A 26,028-nucleotide genomic window follows, 5' to 3' on the forward strand; every position below is an offset into this window, starting at 1 on the left:
TGGTGCGGGGCGGATCGTGCCGGACGGGCCCGGACGCGGCCGGGCCGCCCCGTTCCGGTGCGGGAGCCGCCGTCAGGCGGCGCTGCGGCGCATCTGCGGCACCCGCAGCGGGCGCGAGCCGGGACCTCCGGCGTGCGAGAACGGCTGCATTCTCCAGTCGAGCCCCTGAGGAAGCGTCAACAGCAGGCCCGTCTCCTGCTCCTGGGCGTCGAGCGACTCGTCGGCGGGCCGCGACAGCGACGCGGGCCGGCCGGTACCGGCGCAGACGGTCAGCACGAACGGATTCCACGGCGTCGGGCACAGGGCGTGCTCCGGCAGCACGTCCTCGTCCGTCGGCAGCGCGATCGGCTGCGAGCAGTCCGGGCAGATCACCCGGTGCATCTCGAACGTGTCGTACACGTCGGGAACGATGTCCTCGACGGGATCGACGGGCTCCGGTTCGACACGGGCGGTGAGCTTCAGGCTCTGCATGGGAAATTCCCCCCTCGGGTGGGCCGACTGGGCGACGTCGCCTCGGCCACACCAAGCACTTCCCGCCGCGCATCGGCCGTAATCGCGGCGTGATCGGCTACCCATCCGTAAACCTGTGGCATTCGTCACATGCCTGCCGCAGGTGCCCCTTCACGCGTACCTCCGCTGTGCCCGGAAGGGCCCGGGGCAATAGGTTGATCCGTATGGAGGAGCTGGACCGACAGATCGTGGAGTTGCTCGTCAAGGACGGGCGGATGAGCTACACCGACCTGGGCAAGGCCACGGGCCTGTCCACATCGGCCGTTCATCAGCGTGTCCGCAGGCTGGAGCAGCGCGGGGTGATCCGGGGGTACGCCGCGGTCGTCGACCCCGAGGCCGTCGGCCTGCCGCTCACCGCGTTCATCTCGGTGAAACCCTTCGACCCGAGCGCGCCGGACGACATCGCGGAGCGGCTTGCGGGCGTCCCGGAGCTGGAGGCGTGCCACAGCGTCGCGGGCGACGAGAACTACATCCTCAAGGTGCGCGTCGCCACGCCGCTGGAGCTGGAGCACCTGCTCAGCAGGATCCGTTCGCTGGCCGGTGTCTCCACCAGGACCACCGTCGTCCTGTCCACGCCCTACGAGGCCAGGCCCCCGCGGATCTGAGAGAACCGGGCAACGGCCCCCGGGGGACCGGGAGACGGCTTCCGAGGGGGGCGCGGACCGTGCGCCTCCGGGCAGGCGCGAGACTGGTGCCATGACCGAGAGCACCGCCCCCCAGAGCGAACACCGCACCGTGCTGCTGCGCGGTGGAGACGTCCACAGCCCCGCCGACCCCTTCGCCACCGCCATGGTGGTCGAACGCGGCCACGTCGCCTGGGTGGGCTCGGAAGGGGCCGCCGACGCCTTCGCGAGCGGCGTCGACGAAGTGATCGACCTCGACGGTGCGCTGGTCACCCCCGCGTTCACCGACGCCCACGTCCACACCACGTCGACCGGCCTGGCCCTCACCGGCCTCGACCTCTCCGGCGCCCGGACCCTCGACGAGGCGCTCGGCCTGCTGCGCGCGTACGTGGCCGAGCACCCCGGGGACCGGGTCGTCCTCGGCCACGGCTGGGACGCCACACGCTGGCCGGAGCAGCGCCCGCCGTCGCGGGGCGAACTCGACGCGGCGGCCGGTGGACGCCCTGTCTACCTGCCCCGGGTCGACGTGCACTCCGCCGTCGTCACCACTGCCCTGCTCGACCTGGTCCCCGGCGTCACCGGGCTGACCGGGTACCACCCCGACGCCCCCCTGACCGACGCCGCCCACCATGCGGTCCGCGCCGCCGCCCACGGCGCCGTCTCGCCGCTCCAGCGGACCGATGCCCAGCGCGCCGCCCTGCGCCGCGCCGCGTCGCTCGGCATCGGCACCCTCCACGAGTGCGGCGGCCCGGACATCTCCGACGAGGAGGACTTCGCCGGCCTGCTGAAGCTCGCCGAGGCGCAGGACGGACCGCGGGTCCTCGGCTACTGGGCCGAGCGGGTCGCCGACGAGAAGGACGCCCGCCGGATCGAGGAACTCGGCGCGATCGGGGCGGCCGGCGACCTGTTCGTGGACGGTTCGCTCGGCTCGCACACCGCCTGCCTGCACGAGCCGTACGCCGACGGCCCGGCCGGGCACACGGGCACCGCCCACCTGGACGCGGCACAGATCGCCGCCCACGTCACCGCGTGCACCGGGGCGGGGCTGCAGGCCGGTTTCCACGCCATCGGGGACGCGGCCGTCTCCGCCGTGGTGGAGGGCGTCCGGGCCGCCGCCGAGACGCTCGGCCTCGCCCGGATCCGGGCCGCCCGGCACCGCGTCGAGCACGCCGAGATGCTCACCCCCGAGACCGTCGCCGCGTTCGCGGAACTGGGCCTGACCGCATCCGTCCAGCCCGCCTTCGATGCGGCCTGGGGCGGCGAGGAGGGCATGTACGCGCGGCGGCTCGGAGCCGAGCGGGCCAGCACCCTGAACCCGTACGCGGCGCTGCTGCGGGCCGGGGTGCCCCTGGCCTTCGGCTCCGACAGCCCGGTGACCCCGCTCGACCCGTGGGGCACCGTCCGGGCCGCGGCCTTCCACCGCACGCCCGAGCACCGGATCTCCGTACGGGCCGGTTTCACCGCCCACACCAGGGGCGGCTGGCGGGCCGTCGGCCGTGACGACGGGGGGACCCTGGTGCCCGGCGCCCCGGCCGACTACGCGGTCTGGCGCACCGCCGACCTGGTGGTCCAGGCCCCGGACGACCGGGTCGCCCGCTGGTCGACCGACCCGCGCTCGGGGACGCCCGGCCTGCCGGATCTCAGCCCCGGCGCCGAGCTGCCGGTCTGCCTGAGGACCGTGGTCCGCGGGCGAACGGTCTACGAGCGGCCGAACGAGTGACGTGCGGACGTCCCGTACCGCAGGTCGTGGCCGGGCCCGTTCCGCCGCGACCTGCGGATCTTCGCTACTGACCAGGCAAGTTCCATAAAGGTCGCAGGTCAGACGGCTATTGACAGAAAGCGCCCACCGGCCGGTAGGTTCGGCGGAGTCCACCAGGACGTCCGACCGGTTGAACCTCCACGCAGTCGTCGAATGCCGCTGGGTCACGGGGTGCTGCGCCGCACCGGCGCAGCACCACTGACAGCCAGGTTCAGCGTCCGCGCCTCGGGGCGAGGGAAGGTTTCAGCCGGACGGCGGTGCGACCCGGGTGGGGCCCGGACGTTCAGTAGACAACGGCTCTAGGTCGACCCGCAGCCAGCGGGTCCCAGGTCGGCCCGAAGGGCGCTGGGCCCCCACCCGCAGTTCCCCCGCAGCCGCGACAGGGCTTCTGTCCGCACTTCCGTCCTTCTGTCCCCGGCGCCGCCCGGCCTCCCCCGACCGGGTCGGCGATCGGTGTCCGCCCGCTGGATATGGTGTGCACCTGCGTACGGACTTAAGGGGCAGTAAGTGAACGACGGCGGTCAGCGGCGGTACGGCCCGCTCGGCAGGATCCTGGTGATCATTCCGACCTACAACGAGGCCGAGAACATCAAGCCGATCGTCAGCCGGGTGCGCGCCGCTGTGCCGGAGGCCGACATCCTGGTCGCCGACGACAACAGCCCCGACGGCACCGGCAAGGTCGCCGACGAGCTGGCCGCCGAGGACAGTCAGGTCCAGGTGCTGCACCGCAAGGGCAAGGAAGGGCTCGGCGCGGCCTATCTCGCGGGCTTCCGCTGGGGCACCGAGCACGGATACGGCGTGCTCGTGGAGATGGACGCCGACGGCTCCCACCAGCCCGAGGAACTGCCCCGGCTGCTCACCGCGCTCAAGGGCGCCGACCTGGTTCTCGGCTCCCGCTGGGTGCCGGGCGGCCGGGTGGTCAACTGGCCCAAGTCCCGCGAGATGATCTCCCGCGGCGGCAGCACGTACTCCCGGCTCCTGCTCGGGCTGCGGACCAGGGACGTCACCGGCGGCTTCCGGGCCTTCCGGGTGGAAACCCTGGACGGCCTCGGCCTCGACCAGGTCGCCTCGCAGGGCTACTGCTTCCAGGTCGACCTGGCCCGCAGGGCCGTCGAGGCCGGCTACCACGTCGTCGAGGTCCCGATCACCTTCGTCGACCGGGAGGTCGGCGACTCCAAGATGAGCCGCGACATCCTGGTCGAGGCGCTCTGGCGGGTCACCGCCTGGGGGGTCGCCTCCCGCGCGAACCGGGTCCTGGGCCGCAAGGCGATCTGACCCGGGGCCGGGACGGCGGGCGCCGGTCCGCCGCCCGTGATCACCCCCCTCGTGCCGCCCGGACCGCCGTACAGGCACACTGGGGACCATGACGACCGGCACACCGCCCCCGACCGCCCCCGGACGCTCTCGCGCCCGCACCCTCGTCCCGCTCGCCGTCGCCGCCTGGGCGGTGCTGGAGATCTGGCTGCTCACCCTCGTGGCCGACGCGGCGGGCGGGGTCACCGTGCTGCTGCTCCTGGTGGCGGGGATCGTGTTCGGGGCCACGGTGGTGAAGCGGGCCGGCCGCCGGGCCTTCCGCAACCTCACCGCGACGTTCCAGCGGATGCCGGGCGGCCCCGGGGCCGATCCGGAGCAGCCCGCCCCCTCGGGAAACGAGGGCAACGGCTTCCTGATGCTCGGCGGGCTGCTGCTGATGATCCCGGGAATGATCTCGGACGTGGCAGGGCTCCTGCTGCTGGTGCCGCCGGTCCGCGCGCGGCTCGGCCGGTACGCGGAGCGGTCGCTGGAGCGCCGGATGAGCGCCGCGGCCCCCGGCAGCCTCTCCGGCGCCTTCCAGCAGGCCCGCATGCACCGGCCGGACGGAAAGGTCATCCAGGGCGAGGTCGTCCGCCAGGACGAGGCGGGGCCCGGCGCACGCCCCGACGAGACCCCCCGCCCGCCGCTGACCCCCTGACCGCGCGCACCCGGCACCCGACCGTCCCCGCCCGGCCGGGCGGGGACGAAAGGCGCCCCGGGGCCCCACGACGGCCGCGGGGCGGGTGCGCGGGGACGCGACAGAGCCGCGGGCCGCGACACGCATTCGGTGTCGCGGCCCGCGGCTCTGTGGTGGTGCGGTGCTGCGCGGTCAGGCGGACTTCCGGCTGTCCCGCGGATGCACGGCGATGTTCATGGCTCCGGAGCGCAGGACCGCCAGCCTCTCGGCCAGCACCTCCTCCAGCTCCTCGCGGGTGCGCCGCTCCATGAGCATGTCCCAGTGCGTACGCGCGGGCTTGCCCTTCTTCTCCTCGGGGCCATCCCCGTCCACCAGGAGTGCCATGGCGCCGCACGCCTTGCACTCCCACTCCGGCGGAATTTCCGCCTCTACCGAGAACGGCATCTCAAAACGATGTCCGTTCTGGCATGCGTACTCCACCGCCTGGCGCGGGGCCAGATCGATGCCGCGGTCCGTCTCGTAGCTGGTCACCACGAGGCGCGTACCGCGGAGAGCTCGCTCACTCATGAATCGTGCCTCCCGGGCTTGTCGCCCACAGGACAGGTGTCGCTGTCGTCGTCATCCGGTCAACGTCCGGTCGGCGGCAAAGATTCCCGTTGCCGGTCATGCGTCGCCCGTCGTGCCGCTGCTTTTTCAGGGGTGGGGTACCCACCCATGCCCGGTTTGTCACATCTGGCGGTAGTTGTCACCCAACGGTTCGGCTTCTTCCACTCGCAGTAACGGTCCTCCGGGCAGGCCAAAGGCGTACACTACCGGCCTTTCACTTCAACGTCTAAATCCGTTCCGGTACGGGATTGCCCGCAGCCGCCACGGCACGCCGGATCGGCACCCGTGCGAGCAGCACGGAACCGACCGCGAAGAAGACCACCAGCGAGATGATCGCATCCCGGTAACTGCCGGTCAGCTGGTACGCGAGCCCGAACACCAGCGGCCCCAGCCAGCTCAGGCCGCGGTCGCTCATCTCGTACGCGGAGAAGTACTCGGCCTCCTTGCCGCGCGGCACCAGGTGGGAGAACAGCGAGCGCGACAGCGCCTGGCTGCCGCCGAGCACCATGCCGATCGCCGAGGCCAGCAGGTAGAAGAAGAGGGGTTCGCCGGCCGGGAGGAAGTAACCGGCCACCAGGATCAGCGTCCAGACGACGAGCGAGCCGAGGATCGTGCGCTTCGCACCGTACGTCCGTGCCAGTCGGCCCATCCCCAGGGCTCCGGCCACCGCGAGCACCTGCACCAGCAGCACCGCCGTGATCAGCGTCGTCTGGTCGAGGCCCAGTTCCTCCGAGCCGTACACCGACGCCTGGGAGATCACCGTCTGGACCCCGTCGTTGTACACGAGGTACGCCAGCAGGAAGGAGAGCGTCAGCGGATGGCGGCGCATGTCGCGCAGGGTGGCCAGCAACTGTCGCCATCCCGAGCCGACCGCCCCCTCGCCGCCCGGCGCCACCCGCCGGTCGCGCAGTCTGCGCAGGGGCACGAGCGTGAAGGCGCCCCACCACACACCGGCCGAGGCCAGGCAGATCCGTACCGCGTCGGACTCGGAGAGGCCGAACGACTCGTGGCCCGTGTACAGGACCAGGTTCAGGACGAGGACGAACGCGCCCGAGGTGTACCCGAAGGCCCAGCCCCGCGAGGAGACCGCGTCCCGTTCCTCGGGTTCGGCGATCTGCGGCAGATAGGCGTTGTAGAGCACCATCGACACCGAGACCGACGCGTTCGCCACGATCAGCAGGAAGGCACCGAGCAGATAGCGGTGGCCGTCCAGGAAGAACATGCCGGTGGTCGCGGCGGCCCCCACGTAGGCGGCGGTCGCGAGCAGCGGTTTCTTCCGCCCCGTGCGGTCCGCCGCGGCCCCCGCGATCGGCATCAGGATCACCGCGATCACGACGGACACGGAGACCGCGTAGGCGAACAGCGATCCGGCGCGCACCGGGATGCCGAGCGGATGCACGAAGCCGTCGGCGTCGGCGGCGGCCTTGGCGATCGAGGTGAGATAGGGCCCGATGAACACCGTCAGCACGCTCGTCGAGTAGACCGAGCAGGCGAAGTCGTAGAAATACCAGCCGCGTTGTTCGCGTCTGCGGCTCGCGCCGTCGTCGGACTCCTCGGTCGGTCCGATCGGCCCAGCGGCGTCCGCGGTCTCGGCGTTCAAACCGCCACCCCCCTCATCTCTCCCCGTGAAGACCCCGCACGGTGGCGTCAGGCCCAGGCTCCCCGTTCGCTCAACACCGTGCGCAGCGTCTCGATGTGATCGGTCATGATGCCATCCACGCCGAGGTCGAGAAGCGTCGCCATCCGCTCCGGCTCGTTCACGGTCCATACGTGCACCTGGAGCCCGCGCGCGTGCGCCTCGCGCACGAAGCGGCGGTCGACCACCCGGATCCCGTTCTGGCTCTCCGGCACCTGGGCGCACACCGCTCCCGCCCGCAGCGCCGCCGGTATGCCGTACGAGCGCAGCCGCAGTCCCAGCACGCCGCGGACGCCGTAGGAGGTGGCCAGCCGGGGGCCCGCCAGCCGCTGGGCCCTGGCGACCCTGGCCTCCGAGAACGAGCCGACGCACACCCGGTCCCAGGCGTCCGTCCGGCGGATCAGCTCGATCAGCGGGACCAGCGCGGACTCGGCCTTGACGTCGACGTTCCACCGGGCCCCGGGGAACGTCTCCAGCAGCTCCTCGAAGAGCGGCAGCGGTTCCCGGCCCCCCACCCGGGCCCGCCGCACCTCGCTCCACGGCAGCTCGGCCATCCGGCCGCGGGCGTCCGTCACCCGGTCCAGGGTGGTGTCGTGGAAGGCCACCAGGCGGCCGTCCGACGTGGTGTGCACATCGGTCTCGAAATAGCGGTACCCGGCGTCGGCGGCCCGGCGGAACGCGGCCACGGTGTTCTCGATCCCGTCCGCCGCACCGCCCCGGTGGGCGAAGGGGATCGTCGCGGGGTGATCCAGGTAGGGATGGCGTACGGAGGTCACTGCGGAAGTATGGCCTGCCCGGGTGTCCGGCCGGTGGCGGCCCCGTCTCCGTCGTCCGGCGCGGACGTGGCGGACGACACCGCGGGCTCCCCGGCCGGTGCCTCCCCGTCGACCGCGAACAGGCGCAGGAAGAACTGGGCGAGCGGGCCGATGGAAAGGGCGTACAGGACCGTGCCCGCGCCGAGGGAACCGCCGAGCAGGAAGCCGGTCACCACGACCGCCACCTCCAGCAGGGTGCGCACGAGCCGGACGGAGCGGCCGGTGCGCCGGTGCAGCCCGGTCATGAGCCCGTCGCGCGGACCCGGGCCGAAGCGTGCCGCTATGTACAGGCCCGTCGCGATCCCGTTGACGACGACCCCCGCGACCAGCACGGCGCTGCGTATCGCGAGGCCGTGCGGCTCGGGCACGAGCGCGAGCGTGCCGTCCATGGCGATGCCGATGACGAAGACGTTGGAGACGGTGCCCAGTCCGGGCCGCTGCCGGAGCGGGATCCACAGCAGCAGGACGACGGCGCCGACGACGATCGAGACGACCCCGATGGACAGCCCGGTGCGCTCGGCCAGTCCCTGGTGCAGCACGCCCCAGGGTTCGAGGCCCAGGCCGGCCCGTACCAGGAGCGCCGAACTCGCCCCGTACAGCGCGAGACCGACGTACAGCTGGATCAGCCGACGGGAGAGGCGGGCCCTGCGAGGGGCGGTGGCGGTGGACAAGAGGTGCCCCCTGGTGTGGTGGGTGTGGACTGCCGCGTGTCACTCTGTGGCAGGGGATTGGCTGCCAACTATGGCCAATCCGAGGAAGGTGGACTGATTTCCATGGCTCAGTGGACTTCGGCGGTGGGTGCGACACAGCTCGCCCGGCAGCTCCAGGCCCAGCAGTCCCGGCCCGCCGGGCCGGGCACCCGCAGGCCGCCCGCCTATCGTGCACTGGCCGACGGCATCCGTCTCCTGGTCCTGGAGGGCCGGGTGCCGGTCGCCGCCCGGCTGCCCGCCGAGCGCGAACTGGCGCTCGCGCTGTCCGTCAGCCGCACCACCGTCGCCGCCGCCTACGAGGCGCTGCGGAGCGAAGGGTTCCTGGAGTCCCGCCGGGGGGCCGGCAGCTGGACCGCCGTACCCGCGGGCAACCCGCTGCCCGCCCGCGGCCTGGAACCGCTGCCCCCGGAGTCGCTCGGTTCGATGATCGACCTGGGGTGCGCCTCGCTGCCCGCGCCCGAACCCTGGCTGACCCGGGCCGTGCAGGGCGCCATCGAGGAACTGGCGCCGTACGCCCACACCCACGGCGACTACCCGGCCGGACTGCCCGACCTGCGGCAGATGATCGCCGACCGGTACACCGGGCGCGGCATCCCGACCATGCCCGAACAGATCATGGTCACCACCGGGGCGATGGGTGCGATCGATGCGATCTGCCATCTCTTCGCCGGCCGCGGCGAGCGGATCGCGGTGGAGTCCCCGAGCTACGCCAACATCCTGCAGCTGATGCGGGAGACGGGCGCCCGGCTGGTGCCGGTGGCGATGGAGGAGGGGCTCGGCGGCTGGGACATGAACCGGTGGCGGCAGGTGCTGCGGGACGCGGCGCCGCGGCTCGCCTACGTCGTCGCCGACTTCCACAACCCGACCGGCGCGCTGGCCGACGAGGACCGGCGGCGGGACCTGGTGGAAGCCGCCCGTTCCGCCGGCACGGTCCTGGTCGTCGACGAGACGATGAACGAGCTCCGCCTCGACGACGACGTGCGGATGCCGCGCCGGGTCTGCGCCTTCGACCCGGCGGGCTCCACCGTGCTCACCGTCGGGTCGGCGAGCAAGGCGTTCTGGGCAGGCATGCGGATCGGCTGGGTGCGCGCGGCCCCGGACGTCATCCGCAGCCTGGTGGCCGCCCGCGCCTACGCCGACATGGGGACGCCCGTCCTGGAACAGCTCGCCGTCAACTGGCTGATGCGCACCGGCGGCTGGGAGGAGGCCGTCCGGCTGAGGTGCGAACAGGCGCGGGAGAACCGGGACTCGCTCGTCGCCGCGGTCCGCCGGGAGCTGCCCGACTGGGAGTTCTCCGTGCCGAGCGGCGGCCTCACGCTCTGGGTGCGCACCGGCGGCCTCTCCGGCTCCCGGCTCGCGGTGGCCGGGGAGCGGGTCGGCATCCGGGTCCCCTCCGGCCCCCGCTTCGGGGTCGACGGCGCCTTCGAGGGGTACGTGCGGCTGCCGTTCACGGTCACGGGGCCGGTCGCGGACGAGGCGGCGGTCCGGCTCGCGGCGGCCGCGCGGCTGGTGGGGTCGGGCGCGGGCGCGGGGGTCGAGACGCCGCGGACGTTCGTGGCCTGACCGGGGCGGCGGGGCCGTCCCGGTGACCGGCCGTGCGGCCCGCCACCGGGACGGGCCCGCGCCCCGGCCCGCTCAGTCGGCCGCCTCGACGGCCGCGGCGGCGGTCATGGTGCGCGGCAGCACCGGTTCCGGGACGCCCGGCCCGGCGTCCGCTCCGTCCGCCGCCGTCGCCGTACCGGCCGGGTCCCGCCGCTCCGGGAGCAGGCAGAGCACCGCCTGCCGCTGCGCCTCGCCGGTGGCCTCGTCGTAGGGGTCGGGTGTGGCGGGCACCTGGAGCCGGAGCACCGGACCGGTACCGAGCCGGGCGTAGCCACGGCCGGCCGGGATGCCGGGGGGCGGGACGGTGGGCGGCTCGGCGCCGAGCACCGTCTCGATCTGCTCGCGGGAGCAGTGGCCGAGCACCACCCGGGCCCGGGTGTGGGCCGGCACGGTTTCGCCGAGGGAGTCCAGGCCGTCGAACTGCTCGGCCAGCACCACGGTGACGTTGGCGGCCCTGCCGTGCCGCAGCGGCACCTGGAGCAGTTCCCGCGGGTCGGGCCTGCCGTCGGCGGCGGCCAGGTGCCCGAGGGCGCCGGGCCGGTCCAGCAGGATCCAGAGCGGGCGCCGGACGTCGTCGGGGGCGGGACGGCCGGCCTGCCGGGCCCGGTTCGCGGCGAGCAGCCGCCGCTCCGTCTCGTGGACCGCCCATTCCAGGGTCGCCGACGCACCGGCCGAGCCGCACTCCACGCCCAGCACGCCGTCGCGTCCGGTCAGGAAGGCGTACTCGCCCGTCCCCCCGCCCTCGACGATCAGGATGTCGCCGTGCTGGAGCGCCTGGAGGGCGATGGAGCGCAGCAGGGTCGTGGTGCCGCTGCCGGGCTGCCCGACGACCAGCAGGTGCGGCTCGGTGGAACGGGCGCCCGTGCGCCAGACGACCGGAGGGGCGTCGCGCATCGTGTCGCCGTCCTGCACGGGGACCGTGCGCTGCACCGCGTCGTCGTCGGTGAAGCCCAGCACGGTCTCGCCGGGCGCGGTCACGAACCGCTGGGCGCAGATCGAGGTGGGCAGGGCGTCGAGGACGTTCATGACGAGCCGGTTCGCCTCCTCGTCCCAGGTGAAGCGGTACTCGCGGCCACGGCCGGACTTGGTGTGCAGCAGCTGCTCGATCCGGGCCCGGGAGTCGGCCTCGCTGTCGGTGAAGTGGGCGGGGTACGTCACCTGGAGGCGGGTCGGCCGTCCGTTGTCGTCGAACCGGTACTCACCGAGGGCCTTCTCCCAGTCGCCGCCGTGGGCGAACAGCGGATCGGGGTCGTCGGCCACGGAGAAGTACGGCACGAGCGCCTCGTACAGGGAACGGAGCCGGGCGGTCTCCGCCTCGTCGGGGCCGGTCTTCGCGGGGGTCCGCTCCCGCCCCGCCCAGGCGGCGGCGCCCATCACCGTGACCAGGGCGATCAGGCCCCCGTACGGGAGGAGCGCGAACACGAGGACGCAGGCCGCGACGAGGAACAGCGTGGGACCACGCCTGTCCTTGGGCGTCGCGGCCCACCTCTGCCGTCCGGCGCCGGCCAGCAGCCGCAGACCACGGGTGACCGTGATCAGCGGGTGGAGGACGTCGGTGGCGTTGTCGGCGGCCGTGCGCGCGAACTCGCGACTGCGAGTGATCGAGGCGCTGCCGCTGCTCAGAATGCGGGGAAGTGGTCGCCGGGCCACGTCTGTCTCCTGATGTCTCCTGAAGGGGTGGGAGCGGTCGCGGAGGGTCAGAACTTGATCCCGCCCAGAAGACCGGCGAGGCTCGCGCCGCCCGCGGTGATGCTCGGCGCGATGGCGGTGCCCGCCAGGTAGAAGCCGAACAGGGCGGTGACGAGGGCGTGCGAGGCCTTGAGGCCGTCCTTCCTGAAGAACAGGAAGACGATGATGCCGAGAATGACGACGCCTGACATGGACAGGATCATGAGAGGTTCTCCTGGTTGAGGGGACGGTCACCATGAGTCCTTCCAGGTTCACCGGAAGTATCCATACGGCAAAAGTCGCATTCGGGTGAAAAGTCGTTATTTTCACTTGAATGGCCGTAGGGCGGTTCCGGCGAAGCGGAATGCGGGGCGAGGTACGCCGCAGGCGATTCCCCGTTCCGGGTGGGCCGGTCCGTCCGGCCGGTCGGGCAGTACCCTGTCGGTTCATTCGCACGGCCTTCACGGCGTGCGTCCAGGCGGTTCGGCAACAGTCGGGACCGGAAAAACGGAAGGCGGCCCCCGTGATGAGCGAAACCCCCGATCCCGAGGTGATCGAGCTGGCGACGAAGGTCTTCGACCTCGCTCGCCGCGGTGAGACCGAGACGCTCGCCGCGTACGTCGACGCCGGCGTGCCCGCCAACCTCACCAACGACCGCGGGGACTCGCTGCTGATGCTCGCCGCCTACCACGGGCACGCCGCCGCCGTCACGGCCCTCGTCGAGCGCGGAGCCGACCCGGACCGGGCCAACGACCGGGGGCAGACGCCGCTCGCCGGTGCGGTCTTCAAGGGCGAGGACGCGGTGATCGGGGCCCTGCTCGCCGCAGGGGCCGACCCGGCCGCCGGAACGCCCTCCGCCCTCGACACGGCCCGCATGTTCGGCAAGGCCGACCTGCTGGAACTCTTCGGCTCCCGCTGACCGGGTACGCCGTAAATGTGGTCGCGGTGGCGAAATGGCTGGGTCATCATGACGTCGCGGGCCCTGGTTCGGGCCACCGACGAGAGGCAGAGGAAGATGCTCTACACCAAGCAGAAGACGGCGGTCGGACGATCATGTCGCTGCGCGGCGTAGTGCCCACCCGGCACTTGGAACTGCACAGTCCCGGTTGCGTCGACAGCTTGATGTGAGGCTTTTTCCATGTTCGATCCGTTCATAGCGCCGAGCGGCACCCTGCTCGGCCTGCTGCAGAGAGGCCGCGGCGACGGCACGCTCCACGCGCTCGCCGCACCGCGCCCCGAGGCCCTGACGGCTCTCAACCACTGCGTCCTGAGCGACCCCCGCCACGACTGGCAGGTGGAGAACCGCTCCCTCTACTACGCACGCCTGTATCTCGACCTCGACGGCGGCGTCGAAGAGATCGAACGGCACCTGTGCGGTCCCGACGACCACCTCGACACCGACGACTCACGCACCGGACTGGCCCTCTCCGTGCTCGGCCACCTCGCCTCGTACGGACGCGAGGACGCCCTGGCCCTGCTGCGGCGGTACGCCGCGACCGGCGCCAACTGGGCCTGGGCCCTGGACGAACTCGCCCTGCGCGACGACGACGCGGAACTGCGCGCCCTCGCCGTACCCGTCCTCGGCAGGTTCCCGGACACCGAGGAGGGCGCCGCCGAACTGGCCGCGGCCGTGCGGGACGCCTACGAACCCCGCCCCTGGCGGCTCTGGGCGGACGACCCGCGCGAAGCGGTCGGCGGCCGGGTCAGGGCTGCCTCGGAACGCGGCTCGTTCGACCGCTGGCAGCGCCAGATGCGGCCCGGCGGACCCCGCCCCGGCTGGAGCGTCCGGGCCGTCCTCGACTGGGCCCAGCAGGGACACGAGCGCGGCAGCGCCCTCCACGTGCCCGCCGCCCGCTGCCTCAACGCCGTCGCGGGCCCCGAGGACCGGCCGGTGATCGTCGAGGCCGCCCGCAGCGGGCCGGACGGCGCGCGCTGCGCCGCCCTGCACTACCTGGCGGAGGCCAGGGACCCGGCCGTGCTCGACCTGATCGAGGCCGGGGCGGTGAGCCTCTCGCGCACCGTCGCCGAGGCGTCCGTCGCCGCCTTCGAGCGGATGTGCGGCGAGGCGGCCGTGGACCGGGCCAGACGCTGGGCCCGGCGACCCGACGCGCTCGGCGCCTCCGCCGCCGGTGTGCTCGCCTGCCGCGGCAACGCCCAGGACGCCCCCCTGGTCCTCGGCGCGCTCCGCGAGGCCGTACGGGGCGAGGGACCGGACGCCCCGCGGCTGTGGACCCTCGTCGACGGCGCGGGCCGGCTGGGCATCGCCTGCGCCGCCCCCGTGCTGCGGCACGTCTACCGGGAGACGTCCTCGTCGCACCTGCGCGGCCGGGCGGCCCGCGCCCTGGCCGCCACCGACCCCTCCTTCGCCACCGGCTTCGCCGTCGAATGCCTGTGGGACTGCGAGGAGACCACCCGGGAGGTCGCCGCACTCCACGCGGAGACCGGCGACATCAAGGTCGCCGAACGCCTGCGCCGCCTCGCCGCGGACCCGGCCGAGGAGGCCGAGGTGCAGACGGCGGTGCGCAGCAGGATCGGGCCCGACGCCCCCGCGGTCTGACCGCACGGGGCGTGGCCCCGGCACCCGGACGCACACCCCGCGGGACCGGGCCCGCGCCCGCAGGCCCGCCACCCTCCGTACGGGCCGAGCACCCCCCGGCCCCGCCGCGCCCTCCTGTACCCGGCCCGCCCCACGGGCCACCATGGAGGGATGAGCGGACGCTGGGAGTTCTGGATCGACCGTGGCGGCACGTTCACCGACGTGGTGGGCCGGGACCCGGACGGACGGCTGGTCACCCGCAAGCTCCTCTCCCACGACCCGGACCGCTACCGCGACGCGGGCGTGGCCGGGATCAGGGCACTGCTGGGCCTCGGCCCCGGCGAACCGGTCCCCGCCGACCGGGTGGACACGGTGAAGATCGGCACGACGGTCGCCACCAACGCCCTGCTGGAACGGCGCGGCGAGCCGACCGTCCTGGTCGTCACGGAGGGCTTCCGGGACGCCCTGCGTATCGCGTACCAGAACCGGCCGAAGCTCTTCGACCGCCGCATCCTGCTGCCCGAGGCCCTCTACGAGCGGGTGATCGAGGTGCCCGAGCGGATCGACGCCCGGGGCCGGGTCCTGACCCCGCCGGACCTGGACGCCCTGGCCGGGCACCTGGCGGCCGCACGGGCCGACGGACTGCGCGGCGTCGCCGTGGTCCTGATGCACGGCTACCGCCACCCCGCGCACGAACGCGCCGTGGCCGCCGCCGCCCGCGCGGCGGGCTTCACCCAGATCAGCTGCTCGCACGAGGTGAGCCCACTGATCAAGCTCGTACCGCGCGGCGACACCACCGTCGTCGACGCCTACCTGTCGCCGATCCTGCGCCGGTACGTCGACACGATCGCCGGTGAACTCGACGGCATCCGGCTGATGTTCATGCAGTCCAACGGCGGGCTGCGCGAAGCCTCCCACTTCCGGGGCAAGGACGCGGTGCTCTCCGGGCCCGCCGGCGGCGTGGTCGGCATGGCCCGCACCTCCGGACAGGCCGGCTTCGACCGCGTCATCGGCTTCGACATGGGCGGCACGTCCACCGACGTGTCGCACTACGCGGGCGCGTTCGAACGCGAACTGGGCACCCAGGTGGCCGGTGTCCGGATGCGCGCCCCCATGATGAGCATCCACACCGTCGCGGCCGGCGGCGGCTCCGTCCTGCACTTCGACGGCCGGCGCTACCGGGTCGGCCCCGACTCGGCGGGCGCGGTACCCGGCCCGGCCTGCTACCGGCGCGGCGGACCGCTGACCGTCACCGACGCCAACGTGATGCTCGGCCGCATCCAGCCCGCGCACTTCCCGGCCGTCTTCGGACCGGACGGCGACCTCCCGCTCGACGCCGACCTCGTGCGCGAACGCTTCGACGCACTCGCCGACGAGATCGCGCACGCCACCGGAACCCGGCCCGCCGCCGCCGAGGTCGCCGCCGGATTCCTGGAGATCGCCGTGCTCAACATGGCGAACGCGGTCAAGAAGATCTCCGTGCAACGCGGACACGACATCACCCGCTACGCCCTCACCGGCTTCGGCGGCGCCGGCGGCCAGCACGTCTGCGCCGTCGCCGACTCCCTGGGCATCGACACGGTCCTGGTGCCCCCGCTCGCCGGTGTGCTGTCCGCGTACGGCATCGGCCTCGCCGACGCCACCGCCATGCGCGAGCGGTCCGTGGAGGCGGAACTGGACGGGGCGACCCGCGAGGAGGTGGGCGCGCTCTGCGACGAACTGGCCGCCCGCACCCGCGCCGAACTGCGCGCCGACGCCATCCCCGACAGCGCGATCAGCACCCGCGCCCGGGTGCTCCTGCGCTACGCCGGAACGGACGCGAGCCTGCCCGTCGACCTGGACACCGCACCCGCTATGGCCGAGGCGTTCACCGCCGAGCACCGCTCCCGCTACGCGTTCACCATGGACAAGCCCCTGGTCGTCGAAGCCGTGTCGGTCGAGGCGACCGGGGCGGCGGGCCGGCACCGGCCCCGACCGGTCGGCCGCCCGCGCCGGGACGGCGCGCAACCGCGCCCGCACGACACCGTGCGGATGTTCGCCGACGGACACTGGCACGAGACCCCCCTCCACCGTCGCGACGAGCTGTGCCCCCGGGACACCGTGACCGGCCCCGCCGTGATCGCCGAGGCGGACGCCACCACGGTCGTCACCCCGGGCTGGCGGGCCACGCTCGCCGACACCGGCCATCTGCTGCTCACCCGGGCGACCCCGCGGCCGGAGCGCACGGCCGTCGGCACCCGGGTCGATCCCGTCATGCTGGAGGTCTTCAACAACCTCTTCATGTCGATCGCCGAACAGATGGGTGTGCGTCTGGAGAACACGGCCCACTCCGTCAACATCAAGGAGCGGCTGGACTTCTCCTGCGCGCTCTTCGACGCGGACGGCAACCTGATCGCCAACGCCCCGCACATCCCCGTCCACCTCGGCTCGATGGGGGAGTCCATCAAGGAGGTGCTGCGCCGCAACGGCGGGTCGATGCGCCCCGGGGACGTGTACGCGGTCAACGACCCGTACCACGGTGGCACCCATCTGCCCGACATCACCGTCGTGACCCCGGTGTTCGAGGAGGGCGGCAGCGGGAAACCGTTCTTCCTCGTGGCCTCGCGCGGACACCACGCCGAGATCGGCGGCATCACCCCCGGCTCCATGCCCGCCTTCAGCCGCACCGTCCACGAGGAGGGCGTGCTGTTCGACAACTGGCTGCTGGTGCGGGACGGCAGGTTCCGCGAGGCCGAGACGCGCGAACTGCTCACCACCGCCGAGTACCCCTCCCGCGATCCCGACACCAACATCGCCGACCTGCGCGCCCAGATCGCCGCCAACGAGAAGGGCATCGCCGAACTCCGTCGCATGGTCGAACAGTTCGGCCGCGACGCCGTCGCCGCGTACATGGGCCACGTGCAGGACAACGCCGAGGAGTCCGTCCGCCGGATCGTCGCCGCACTGCACGACGGCGCCTACCGCTACGAGACCGACAACGGCGCGGTCATCGAGGTCTCCCTCACCGTGGACCGGACCGCCCGCAGCGCGGTCGTCGACTTCACCGGCACGTCACCGCAGCAGCCGGACAACTTCAACGCGCCGAAGTCCGTGGTCATGGCAGCCGTGCTGTACGTCTTCCGGACCCTGGTCGACGACGACATCCCGCTCAACAGCGGCTGCCTCAAACCCCTGGAAGTGAGAATTCCGGAAGGCTCCATGCTGGCGCCCGTCCACCCCGCGGCCACCGTCGCGGGAAACGTGGAGACCTCCCAGGCCGTCACCGGCGCCCTGTACGCCGCCCTCGGCATCCAGGCCGAGGGCTCGGGCACCATGAACAACCTCACCTTCGGCAACGAACGGGTCCAGTACTACGAGACCGTGGCGAGCGGCTCGGGCGCGGGCGAGGACTTCGACGGAGCCGACGCCGTGCAGACCCACATGACCAACTCCCGCCTCACCGACCCCGAAGTCCTCGAATGGCGCTACCCCGTACTGCTGGAGAGCTTCCGGGTACGGGAGGGCAGCGGAGGCGTCGGCCGCCGGCACGGCGGCTGCGGCGTGGAGCGCCGGATCCGCTTCCTGGAACCCGTCACCGTGGCCCTGCTCTCCGGCCACCGCAGGGTCCGCCCCTACGGCATGGCGGGCGGCGAACCCGGCGCCCCGGGCGACCAGCACGTCGAGCACCCGGACGGCCGCCCGCCCACCCCGCTGCGCGGCTGCGACACGGCCGACCTGGAGCCGGGCGACGTACTGGTGCTCCGCACCCCGGGCGGCGGGGGATACGGGACCCCGGAACCGGACCGCGACGACCCCTCGGCCGAACCCGCCGACGGCCGGCCGTGACGCTGCCGCAGGACTTCGCGCGGCGGTGCCGGGGCGCCGCCGGAACCCCGCACGACGGCGGTGACGACGGTGGCCGGGCCGCTGCGCGACGGCACCCGGCCGCGCTGCCGGCGGTGCCGGGGCAGGGGTCGCTTCTGCGTCGTTTCGACCGGTGTCGGTGTGAGGACCTAATCTGTGCACCGTGACTTCGCCTGCCTACACGGACAACGCTGCGCCCCAGCTCAGCGCGGGGCCGCGACCCGCCCCGGGCCCGGCCGCCGACGAGGGGCTCGCGCGGCGGCTGCGCGCGCTCGCCTGCACGGCGCCGCTGCACGACCTCGATGTGCGCAAGGCGAATCTGGCCGGGGAGTACACGGTCTACGCGATGGCCGAGGTGGCGCTCGCCGCGATCGATCTCGTGACGCTCAACATGGACTTCGACACCGGCGCCGACCACGACCAGATAGTGAGCAGGCTGCTTCCCCGCGTCGCCGCCCAGGCTCCCGCCCGCCCGGCCGCCGAGCACGAGCGGGTGGCCCGCTGGGTGCTGGAGAACCTGATCAACGTCGGCAGCGTGGACCGCGGATTCCGCGCCGTGTACGGCACTTTCGGCGCCGACGGCCTCTACACCCGCCGGGACTACGACTTCAAACTGATCGAAGAGGTCCCGGGACACGGCGGCACGGTCTACCTCCGCACCACCGACGAGGCCGTCAACGTCCTGGTCGGCGCCCTCGACACGGACGTCACCAGCGCCCAGATCGCCGCCGAGGTCAAGCTGGAGGTCCTCATCAGCCGGGGCCGCCTCGCGGACGCGCAGCTCGCCGCCGAACAGGCCCGCTACCGCACCGTCCAGTACGCGGAGACCCTCCGCAGGACGCTGGAGGCCACCCGGCGCAACGTCCGGGCGGTCGACTGGCTCAACGCCGTGCCCGACATGATCGCCGAAGCGCTGGACCACGTCGCCGACCGCTACCGCCACGAGAACGCGATCCTCACCAACATCCGCAAGGCCCGGGACGAGGCCGAGGACCCCGAGAACAAGAGGCGCGCCGCCGAACTCGTCGACATCGTCAAGGACTGCATCCGCCGCCACACCCAGCTGCAGTCCCGCCTGCTGGAGGCCGGCCCGCTCTTCCGCGCCGAACAGGACCGGCAGGCGTTCGCCACCCCCGCCGCCCGCACCGGCCTCGACCTCTACGGCCAGCTGGTCGCCCCGTTGCTGCCGCTCCCCGTGGAACGGGCCATCCGCGTCACCGACGCCTTCTTCGCCCGCGGCACCGGGCTGCGCACCCCCTCCTCGGTACGGATGGGCGACCTCGTCGACATGCTGCTCACCCCGCCTCTGGAGCGGGAGCACCTGGGCGCCGAGATGCCCGAACCCGACCTGATCGCCACCCCGGACGACAGCCGGTTCAGCGAGGAGCAGCTCGCGAGCGCCATGGAGCTCCTCGACCTGGAGCACGAGGCCCCGAGAAGACTCTCCGGACTCCTCGCCGAGGCCCGCCGCCGCGACCCGGAACTGCCCTATCTGGTCGCCCTGCTCGCGGTGCACGCCGCGAGCCCGCCGGTCGGCACCGCCTACCGGCAGGGGGAGCAGCGCCTGCTGTTCTCCGTGGACGACGGAACGCAGCTCGACGACCCGGAGTTCGGCGGCGCCGACCTGATCGTGGGCACGGCCCTGCTGGACGCCGCCGGGATGGCCGCGGATCGCTCGGAGGCGTCATGACCGGCGCACCGCGCCCGGCCCACCGCCCCTCGCCCCGCCCCGCGTCCGCCGACCGGGGCCGGCCGTGCCTCGTCGGTGTGTGCGCGACAGCCCTCGGCGGGTACGCCGGCCACTTCGCACCGTTCCGGGCGGCGACCGCGAGAGCCACCGCTCGCCCGGCATCCGCCGCGGCGGCGACCGCGAGATCCGGTGCCGTCCACTCCGTACCGAAGAGTTTCCGCAGCAAGGAGCGACAGTCGTGAGCGACCACCGCGCACAGCACACCGACGCGTGGAGCGAGCCGACCGCCGCGTACGCCACCGAGAGCACGGCGCCCGCCGACCCTGCGAGTCCTGCCCCCGCGTCCGTCACCCCGGCCGACGCGGCCGACGCCGCCCGGCTCGTCGCCTTCGGCCTCCAGCCCAAGCTGCTGCCCGCCCGCGACGCCGAGTACGCCGAACTGCTCCGCCGCTACCGGGAGGAGCCCGCCTTCGCCCGGCTCGCCGACGCGGTGGCGACCGGACTGGGCCTGGTCGTCCTGGAGGTGTCCCCCCGTGCGGGCATGGCCGTGACGGCGGGGGAGGACTCCGTCTTCGCCGTCCGCATGGGCGACTACGCCCGTCGCGCCTCCGCCGACTCCGCCGACCGCTTCCTGCACGGGCTCGCACACCTTGCCGTCGCCGCGATGGCCTTCCCCCGCCCCGAGGACCTCGCCGACGACGCGTACATCGGCCGCATCACGGTCAACGGCGTCGACTCCTTCGTACGTCAGGCATGCCGTCGGCTGGAGGAACGCGCGGAGGAGCACGGGGACAACACCGACCCGGCCACCGATGCCCCCGGCCTCGAAGCGGCTTGGCGGATCTACGCCCGGCGCAGCGCCACCGGGGCGACGAAGGACGCCCGGCGGCTGGCCGGCTCCACCACCGGCATCGTCGGGAAGGCCGTCGCCTTCCTCACCGATTCCGGTTTCCTCCAGCGCACCGGGGACGACGCCGGCGGCGCCTTCCGCACCACCGCCCGCTACCAGCTCCAGGTACGCGACATGGCCGGCGGCGCCGCCATGGCCGAACTGCTGGACCTCGGAGTGGTCCCGGTCACCGACGGCACGGCGACGCTGCTGCCGCCGCCCGACCCCGACGACCTGGAGCTGGTCGCCGACGCCGGTCTGCCCTTCCACGCCTGACCGGCTCCCGCCGCTTCCCTCCTCACCGCCTCACTGCCTTTACCACCCTCTGTCTCCACCGTCCGAACGACGAGAGTCCGCCGCCATGTACGAGCTGTCCCGGGTCCGCCTCTACTCCATCGGGCCTGCCGGTGCGCGCTACGCCGACACCGTGCTTGACCTGCGTGGAGTGGGCGAGCCCGTGCCCAACCCCGCGCCGGCCCAGGCGGAGTTCTTCGAGGAGGAGCCAATCGGCCCGCCGCGCCGCCCGGCGCCCGCCGGTGTGCTCTTCCTGGAGAACGGCGGCGGCAAGTCGGTGCTGCTGAAGCTGATCTTCTCGGTGATGCTGCCCGGCCACCGCAACACCCTCGGCGGCGCCAGCTCCGGAGTGCTGCGCAAGTTCCTCCTCGCCGACGACTGCGGCCACGTCGCCCTGGAGTGGCAGCACACCCTCACCGGCGAGTGCGTGGTCGTCGGCAAGGTCAGCGAATGGCGCGGCCGGCAGGTCTCCAACGACCCGAGGAAATTCGCCGAGGCCTGGTACTCCTTCCGGCCCGGCCCCGGACTCAGCCTGGACTCCCTGCCGGTCGCCGAGGCCACCTCCGTACGCCCGTCCGCCGAAGGCGCCTCCGGCGCGCGGGGCAGACGACGCACGATGAAGGGCTTCCGTGACGCCCTGACCGAGGCGGGCAAGTTCTACCAACACCTCGACGTGCACTGGGAAGAGATCCACGACCGGTGGAACGAACACCTCGGGGACCTCGGGCTCGACCCCGAACTCTTCCGCTACCAGCGCGAGATGAACGCCGACGAGGGCGAGGCGGCGGGCCTCTTCGCGGTCAAGAAGGACTCCGACTTCACCGACCTGCTGCTCCGGGCCGTGACCGACACCCGCGACACGGACGGTCTCGCGGACCTGGTCGGCGGCTTCGGCAACAAGCTGGGCCGCCGGGCCGAACTGACCGCCGAACGCGACTTCACGGCGGGCTCGGTCGATCTGCTCGGACGGATCGTGGAGGCCGCCGACACCCGCTCCCGCGCCCGGGACGTCCACGCCGGCGCCGAGCGCCGCACCCGCACGCTCGCCCGCAGGCTCTCCGCCCGCGCCGGCCGGGAACGCGGCCGGAGCACCGAACTGGCCCAGCAGGTGACGGGCGCCGCCCACACCGTCACCACGGCCGAAGAAGCGCGCAGTCGCAGCGCCCTGGTCGCCGCCGAACTGGCCTACCGGCACGCCTCCCTGGCCCTGACCGCGGCGGAGAAGGGCGCCGCCGCCCAGCGCCGTGAACTGGTCGACGCCCGCACCCTGCACTCCGCCTGGCAGGCCGCCGAGGCCGTACTGCGGCACCGTGCGGCCGCCGACCGCTCCGCGCGGGTGGCCGCCGCCATCCGGGAGGCCGAACGGGACGCCGCGCCCGCGCTCGCCGCCCGTGCCGAGGCCGCCGCCGACCTGGTCCAGGCCCTGCACATCGCCGCGGAGGCCGGCGAGAACCTGGCCAACGAGGAGGAGGAACGCTCCGACGCCCTGCAACGCGCCGGCGAGACCGCCCACCGGGACGCCACCACCGCCGCCACCGAGGCCCAGCGCGCCCGCAGCGAGGCCGGGCACCTGCGCCAGCGCCTCGCCGAGGTCGAGCAGGAGACGGCCCAGGCGGTACGGGCCGGCTGGCTCGACGACACCGCGCCGGACGCCGACCCGGCGCGCGCCGCCCTCGCCGCGAGCGACGCCGAACAGTCCGCCGTCGCCGCCTGGGACACCGCCAGGGAAGCCGCCCGCTCGGCAGCCGACCGGGCCAGGGAGGCCGCGGCCGCCGAGAGCCGCGCCGAACTGGCCGCGGCCCGTGCCGCCGACGCCGCGCAGGCCGCGGAGCAGTCGTACGAGGCCGAGCTCAGGGCCGCCGAGTCGATCGCCGCCGACCACCGCCTGGCCGACCTGCTGGGCCTTCCCGCACTCCACGGCACAAAGACCGACCCGGACGCCCCGCACGGCACGGACGGCACCGCGCCGGACCCCGGCCCGCGTCCCGCCGCGAGAGAGACCGGCCGGGAGAGGGGGACCGACCGGTCCGCCCGCGGCGACCACCCGCACACCGCCACCGCGGAACAGCCCGGTAACCGCGAACAGCCGCTCACGGCCCAGGAGTTCGACCGCAGCGCCGACGAACTGCGGGAACTGCTCGACCAGGGCATCGCCTCCGCCGAACGACGCCTCTTCGAACTGCGCACCGCGGCCGCCGACGACGCGCGGATCCTCGGCGCGCTCGGCGACGGCGGTCTGCTGCCGCCCGGACCCGACGTCCTGGCCACCGTCGAATATCTCGGCGAGCACGGCATCCCCGCCCTGCCCGGCTGGCGGTACCTCGCCCAGGCCGTGGACCCCGCCGACCACGCGGCGGTCCTCGCCACCCGCCCCGAGCTGGTCGACGGCGTGGTCATCACCGACCCCGACTCGCACGCCCGCGCCCGCGAGGTCCTCGACGGCGCCGCCCTGCTGCCGCGCTCCGCGGTCGCCGTCGGCACCGCCGCCGCCCTGCTCGCCCCCGTCCCGGCCGTCGGCCCGCACACCGAGGGCGTGTTCCTCGTCCCGCCGAACCCGGCGATGCACGACGAGCACGCGGCCGACGAGGAGCGACAGGCCCTCAGGACCCGGACCACGGCCCGCGACGAGGACATTCGCGCCCTCGCCGCCCGGCTCACCGCGGACCGCGCCCTCGCCGCCCGTATCGGTTCCTGGCGCGCCGACTGCCCGCCCGGCATGCTCGCCGAACTCGCCGGGGCCGCCCGTACCGCCCGCACCGCCGCGGAGACGGCCGAGGCCGAGCTCGCGGAAGCCCGTACGGTACGCGCCGAGGCCGACGAGGCGGCCGCGGACACCGCCCGCGTCCGTGACGAGCGCCAGGAGGCGGCCCAGCGCGCCCGCCGGGCCGCCGACGCCCTCGCGGGCCTCGCGTACCGGCTCCGCGAACGCGCCGGCTGGCAGGCGAAGCTCCGCGAACTGACCGACGAGGCGGCCGAGTCCGAAGCCCGCGCCACCGTCTGCCTGGAGCGGGCCCGCGCCGCCGACGAGGACCGCAGGGCCGCGCAGCGCGCCGCCGACGACGCCCGCCGCACGGCCCGCGCCCTGCGCGCCGAACGCGCCGAGATCGCGGGCGCCCCCGAACAGCTCCCGGAGCCCGACGGCGATGCCCCGCGCCCCGCGCTCCCCGCCCTGCGCGAGGCGTACCGGGCCGCCTCCCAGCTGTACGAGAAGGTGGGCGTCGGCGCGGACCTGCGCGCCGAACAGGCCCGCGCGGAGAGCGACGAGAGCGCCGCCCTCGCCGAGCTGGACCGGCTCACCAACAAGGTCCGCACCCGGGCCGCCCAGCTCCTCGAAGGCACCGACGGCGCCGACGGACCCTCCCGGCAGGCCGCCGCGGCCCGTGCCGAGTCCCTGGTGCAGCTCCTGGAGAGCCGGGCCTCCACGGCGAGCGAGCAGCTGGGCCGGCTGCGCGGCGAGGCCGAGCGCCTGGCCCCGGCCGACGGCGAGTCCCACCACACCGAACTCCCCGACGAACTGGTCCCCGCCGACGCCGAGCAGGCCCAGGCCCTCCTGCGCACCGCCACGGCCGAACTGGCCTCCGCCACCGCGACGCTGGACACCGCCCGCGCCGCCCACGCCGAGCTGCTGCACGCCCACCGCACCGCCGAGGACTCGGCGGGCGGCTTCGACGAGACGGCCGCACTCCTGCGGGACCTGCTCAGGGACCACGGTGCGGACGACGACACCGAGGCCCCCGAGCCGTACCCCGGCAGCCTCGACGAGGCCCGGCAGTCCGCGGCCGAGGCCCGCCGGTCACTGCGCGGCTGCGCCACCGACCTCTCCGCCGCCGAGAGCGCCGTACGGGAAGCGAGCGACGTCCTCGTACGGCACGCCAACTCCACCCGCTACGAGCAGGTCCGCACCCCCGCACGTCAGCAGATCCGCGAGCTGCCCGCCGCGGCGCTGCCCGAGCACGCCGAGAAGTGGGCCGCCGCCTTCGCGCCCCGGCTGCGCGTGCTCACCGACGAGCTGGCCCAGCTGGAACGCAACCGCGACTCCATCGTCGACCGGCTGCGCGGGCTCGTGGAGTCCGCGCTCACCACCCTGCGCTCCGCCCAGCGGCTCTCCCGGCTCCCGGAGGGACTGGGGGAGTGGTCCGGCCAGGAATTCCTCCGCATCCGCTTCGAGGAACCCGACCAGGCGACGCTCACCGAGCGGCTCGGCGAGGTCGTCGACGAGGCCACCCGTGCCGCGCTGAGGAAGAACTCCGACCTGCGCCGGGACGGCATGTCCCTCCTGCTGCGCGGTGTGCAGGCGGCACTGGAGCCCCGGGGCGTCGCCGTGGAGATCCTCAAGCCGGACGCGGTGCTCCGCGCCGAGCGCGTCCCGGTCGGACAGATGGGTGACGTCTTCTCCGGCGGCCAGCTGCTCACCGCCGCCATCGCCCTGTACTGCACCATGGCCGCGCTGCGCAGCAACGACCGGGGCAGGGACCGGCACCAGCACCGGCACGCGGGCACCCTCTTCCTGGACAACCCCATCGGCCGCGCCAACGCCACTTATCTGCTGGAGCTCCAGCGCGCGGTGTCCGACGCCCTGGGCGTGCAGCTGCTCTACACGACCGGACTGTTCGACACCACGGCACTCGCCGAATTCCCGCTGGTCATCCGGTTGCGCAACGATGCGGACCTGCGCGCCGGGCTGAAGTACATCAGCGTGGAGGAGCATCTGCGTCCCGGTCTGCCGCAGCAGGACCCGGGCGGCGAGACGGTGCACGGCGAGATCACCGCCACTCGCATGTTCAAGCGCGCCACGACACCGTCCGGCCCCGACCGGACTCCCGCGGACCAGGACGCCCAGGGCCTTTCGTCCGGATCGGCCCGGCACGACGCACCGGCATGACCCGAACGGGAGGCCCCGGCCCCCGTCGACACGTG

Annotated in this window: 17 protein-coding genes and 1 pseudogene; 11 read left to right on the forward strand and 7 right to left on the reverse strand. The window is 73.8% G+C overall.

Annotated features, from left to right (window positions below; all coding sequences use genetic code 11):
* Positions 1 to 72: 72 nt before the first annotated feature.
* Positions 73 to 471 (reverse strand): hypothetical protein, encoded by a 399-nt coding sequence (locus tag ACWCXX_RS26780; protein ID WP_451131482.1) that lies wholly within the window; start codon positions 469 to 471, stop codon positions 73 to 75.
* A gap of 203 nt (positions 472 to 674) precedes the next feature.
* Between ACWCXX_RS26780 and ACWCXX_RS26785 the strand changes: the two genes are divergently transcribed.
* From ACWCXX_RS26785 to fxsA, 4 genes are all read left to right on the forward strand, one after another.
* Positions 675 to 1,115 carry an Lrp/AsnC family transcriptional regulator gene (locus tag ACWCXX_RS26785; RefSeq protein ID WP_352280100.1) on the forward strand — a complete coding sequence of 147 codons (441 nt, stop codon included), beginning with the start codon at positions 675 to 677 and terminating at the stop codon, positions 1,113 to 1,115.
* A 91-nt stretch (positions 1,116 to 1,206) separates the two neighbouring features.
* On the forward strand, positions 1,207 to 2,853 hold the full coding sequence (locus ACWCXX_RS26790; RefSeq protein WP_451131484.1) for an amidohydrolase: 1,647 nt from the start codon (positions 1,207 to 1,209) through the stop codon (positions 2,851 to 2,853).
* A 546-nt stretch (positions 2,854 to 3,399) separates the two neighbouring features.
* Positions 3,400 to 4,167 carry a polyprenol monophosphomannose synthase gene (locus ACWCXX_RS26795; RefSeq protein WP_451131486.1) on the forward strand — a complete coding sequence of 256 codons (768 nt, stop codon included), beginning with the start codon at positions 3,400 to 3,402 and terminating at the stop codon, positions 4,165 to 4,167.
* Between the two features lie 88 nt (positions 4,168 to 4,255).
* On the forward strand, positions 4,256 to 4,843 hold the full coding sequence (gene fxsA, locus ACWCXX_RS26800; RefSeq protein ID WP_451131488.1) for an FxsA family membrane protein: 588 nt from the start codon (positions 4,256 to 4,258) through the stop codon (positions 4,841 to 4,843).
* Between the two features lie 171 nt (positions 4,844 to 5,014).
* Here fxsA and ACWCXX_RS26805 read toward each other — a convergent pair whose 3' ends face one another.
* The 4 genes from ACWCXX_RS26805 to yczE form a co-directional block, all read right to left on the reverse strand.
* Positions 5,015 to 5,389 (reverse strand): RNA polymerase-binding protein RbpA, encoded by a 375-nt coding sequence (locus ACWCXX_RS26805; RefSeq protein WP_007262928.1) that lies wholly within the window; start codon positions 5,387 to 5,389, stop codon positions 5,015 to 5,017.
* A gap of 265 nt (positions 5,390 to 5,654) precedes the next feature.
* Positions 5,655 to 6,995: an MFS transporter gene (locus tag ACWCXX_RS26810; RefSeq protein WP_451131536.1), complete on the reverse strand. Its 1,341-nt coding sequence runs from the start codon at positions 6,993 to 6,995 to the stop codon at positions 5,655 to 5,657.
* Between the two features lie 80 nt (positions 6,996 to 7,075).
* Positions 7,076 to 7,840, reverse strand: a complete 765-nt coding sequence (locus ACWCXX_RS26815; RefSeq protein WP_451131490.1) for a glycerophosphodiester phosphodiesterase — start codon at positions 7,838 to 7,840, stop codon at positions 7,076 to 7,078.
* A complete protein-coding gene (gene yczE / locus ACWCXX_RS26820) occupies positions 7,837 to 8,550 on the reverse strand; it encodes a membrane protein YczE (RefSeq protein ID WP_451131492.1) in 714 nt (237 codons plus the stop codon). The genes ACWCXX_RS26815 and yczE overlap by 4 nt, the downstream gene beginning before the upstream one ends.
* Before the next feature lie 102 nt (positions 8,551 to 8,652).
* Here yczE and ACWCXX_RS26825 point away from each other — a divergent pair, with 102 nt between their 5' ends.
* Complete coding sequence (locus tag ACWCXX_RS26825; protein ID WP_451131494.1) at positions 8,653 to 10,152, forward strand: SCO1417 family MocR-like transcription factor; 1,500 nt, start codon at positions 8,653 to 8,655, stop codon at positions 10,150 to 10,152.
* A 72-nt stretch (positions 10,153 to 10,224) separates the two neighbouring features.
* Here the strand turns inward: ACWCXX_RS26825 and ACWCXX_RS26830 are convergent.
* Both ACWCXX_RS26830 and ACWCXX_RS26835 read right to left on the reverse strand, forming a co-directional pair.
* Positions 10,225 to 11,841, reverse strand: a pseudogene (locus tag ACWCXX_RS26830) (hypothetical protein); the annotation flags it as partial.
* Positions 11,842 to 11,888: 47 nt separating this feature from the next.
* Positions 11,889 to 12,083, reverse strand: coding sequence for a hypothetical protein (locus tag ACWCXX_RS26835; protein ID WP_018103962.1), 195 nt, complete (start codon positions 12,081 to 12,083; stop codon positions 11,889 to 11,891).
* 302 nt (positions 12,084 to 12,385) lie between these two features.
* On the opposite strand from ACWCXX_RS26835, the gene ACWCXX_RS26840 reads away from it, so the two are divergent.
* The 6 genes from ACWCXX_RS26840 to ACWCXX_RS26865 all read left to right on the forward strand — a co-directional run bounded on the left by ACWCXX_RS26840 (position 12,386) and on the right by ACWCXX_RS26865 (position 25,993).
* A complete protein-coding gene (locus tag ACWCXX_RS26840) occupies positions 12,386 to 12,778 on the forward strand; it encodes an ankyrin repeat domain-containing protein (RefSeq protein WP_451131496.1) in 393 nt (130 codons plus the stop codon).
* 219 nt (positions 12,779 to 12,997) lie between these two features.
* The gene (locus ACWCXX_RS26845) at positions 12,998 to 14,416 is read left to right on the forward strand and encodes a HEAT repeat domain-containing protein (protein WP_451131498.1); all 1,419 of its coding nucleotides are present in this window, start codon (positions 12,998 to 13,000) and stop codon (positions 14,414 to 14,416) included.
* 150 nt (positions 14,417 to 14,566) lie between these two features.
* Positions 14,567 to 18,220, forward strand: coding sequence for a hydantoinase B/oxoprolinase family protein (locus tag ACWCXX_RS26850; protein ID WP_451131500.1), 3,654 nt, complete (start codon positions 14,567 to 14,569; stop codon positions 18,218 to 18,220).
* 181 nt (positions 18,221 to 18,401) lie between these two features.
* On the forward strand, positions 18,402 to 19,928 hold the full coding sequence (locus ACWCXX_RS26855) for a hypothetical protein (protein WP_451131502.1): 1,527 nt from the start codon (positions 18,402 to 18,404) through the stop codon (positions 19,926 to 19,928).
* Between the two features lie 238 nt (positions 19,929 to 20,166).
* Complete coding sequence (locus ACWCXX_RS26860) at positions 20,167 to 21,093, forward strand: hypothetical protein (protein WP_451131504.1); 927 nt, start codon at positions 20,167 to 20,169, stop codon at positions 21,091 to 21,093.
* 85 nt (positions 21,094 to 21,178) lie between these two features.
* Positions 21,179 to 25,993 (forward strand): hypothetical protein, encoded by a 4,815-nt coding sequence (locus ACWCXX_RS26865; RefSeq protein WP_451131506.1) that lies wholly within the window; start codon positions 21,179 to 21,181, stop codon positions 25,991 to 25,993.
* Positions 25,994 to 26,028: the final 35 nt, after the last annotated feature.

It is taken from the genome of Streptomyces sp. NPDC001732 (assembly GCF_053596315.1).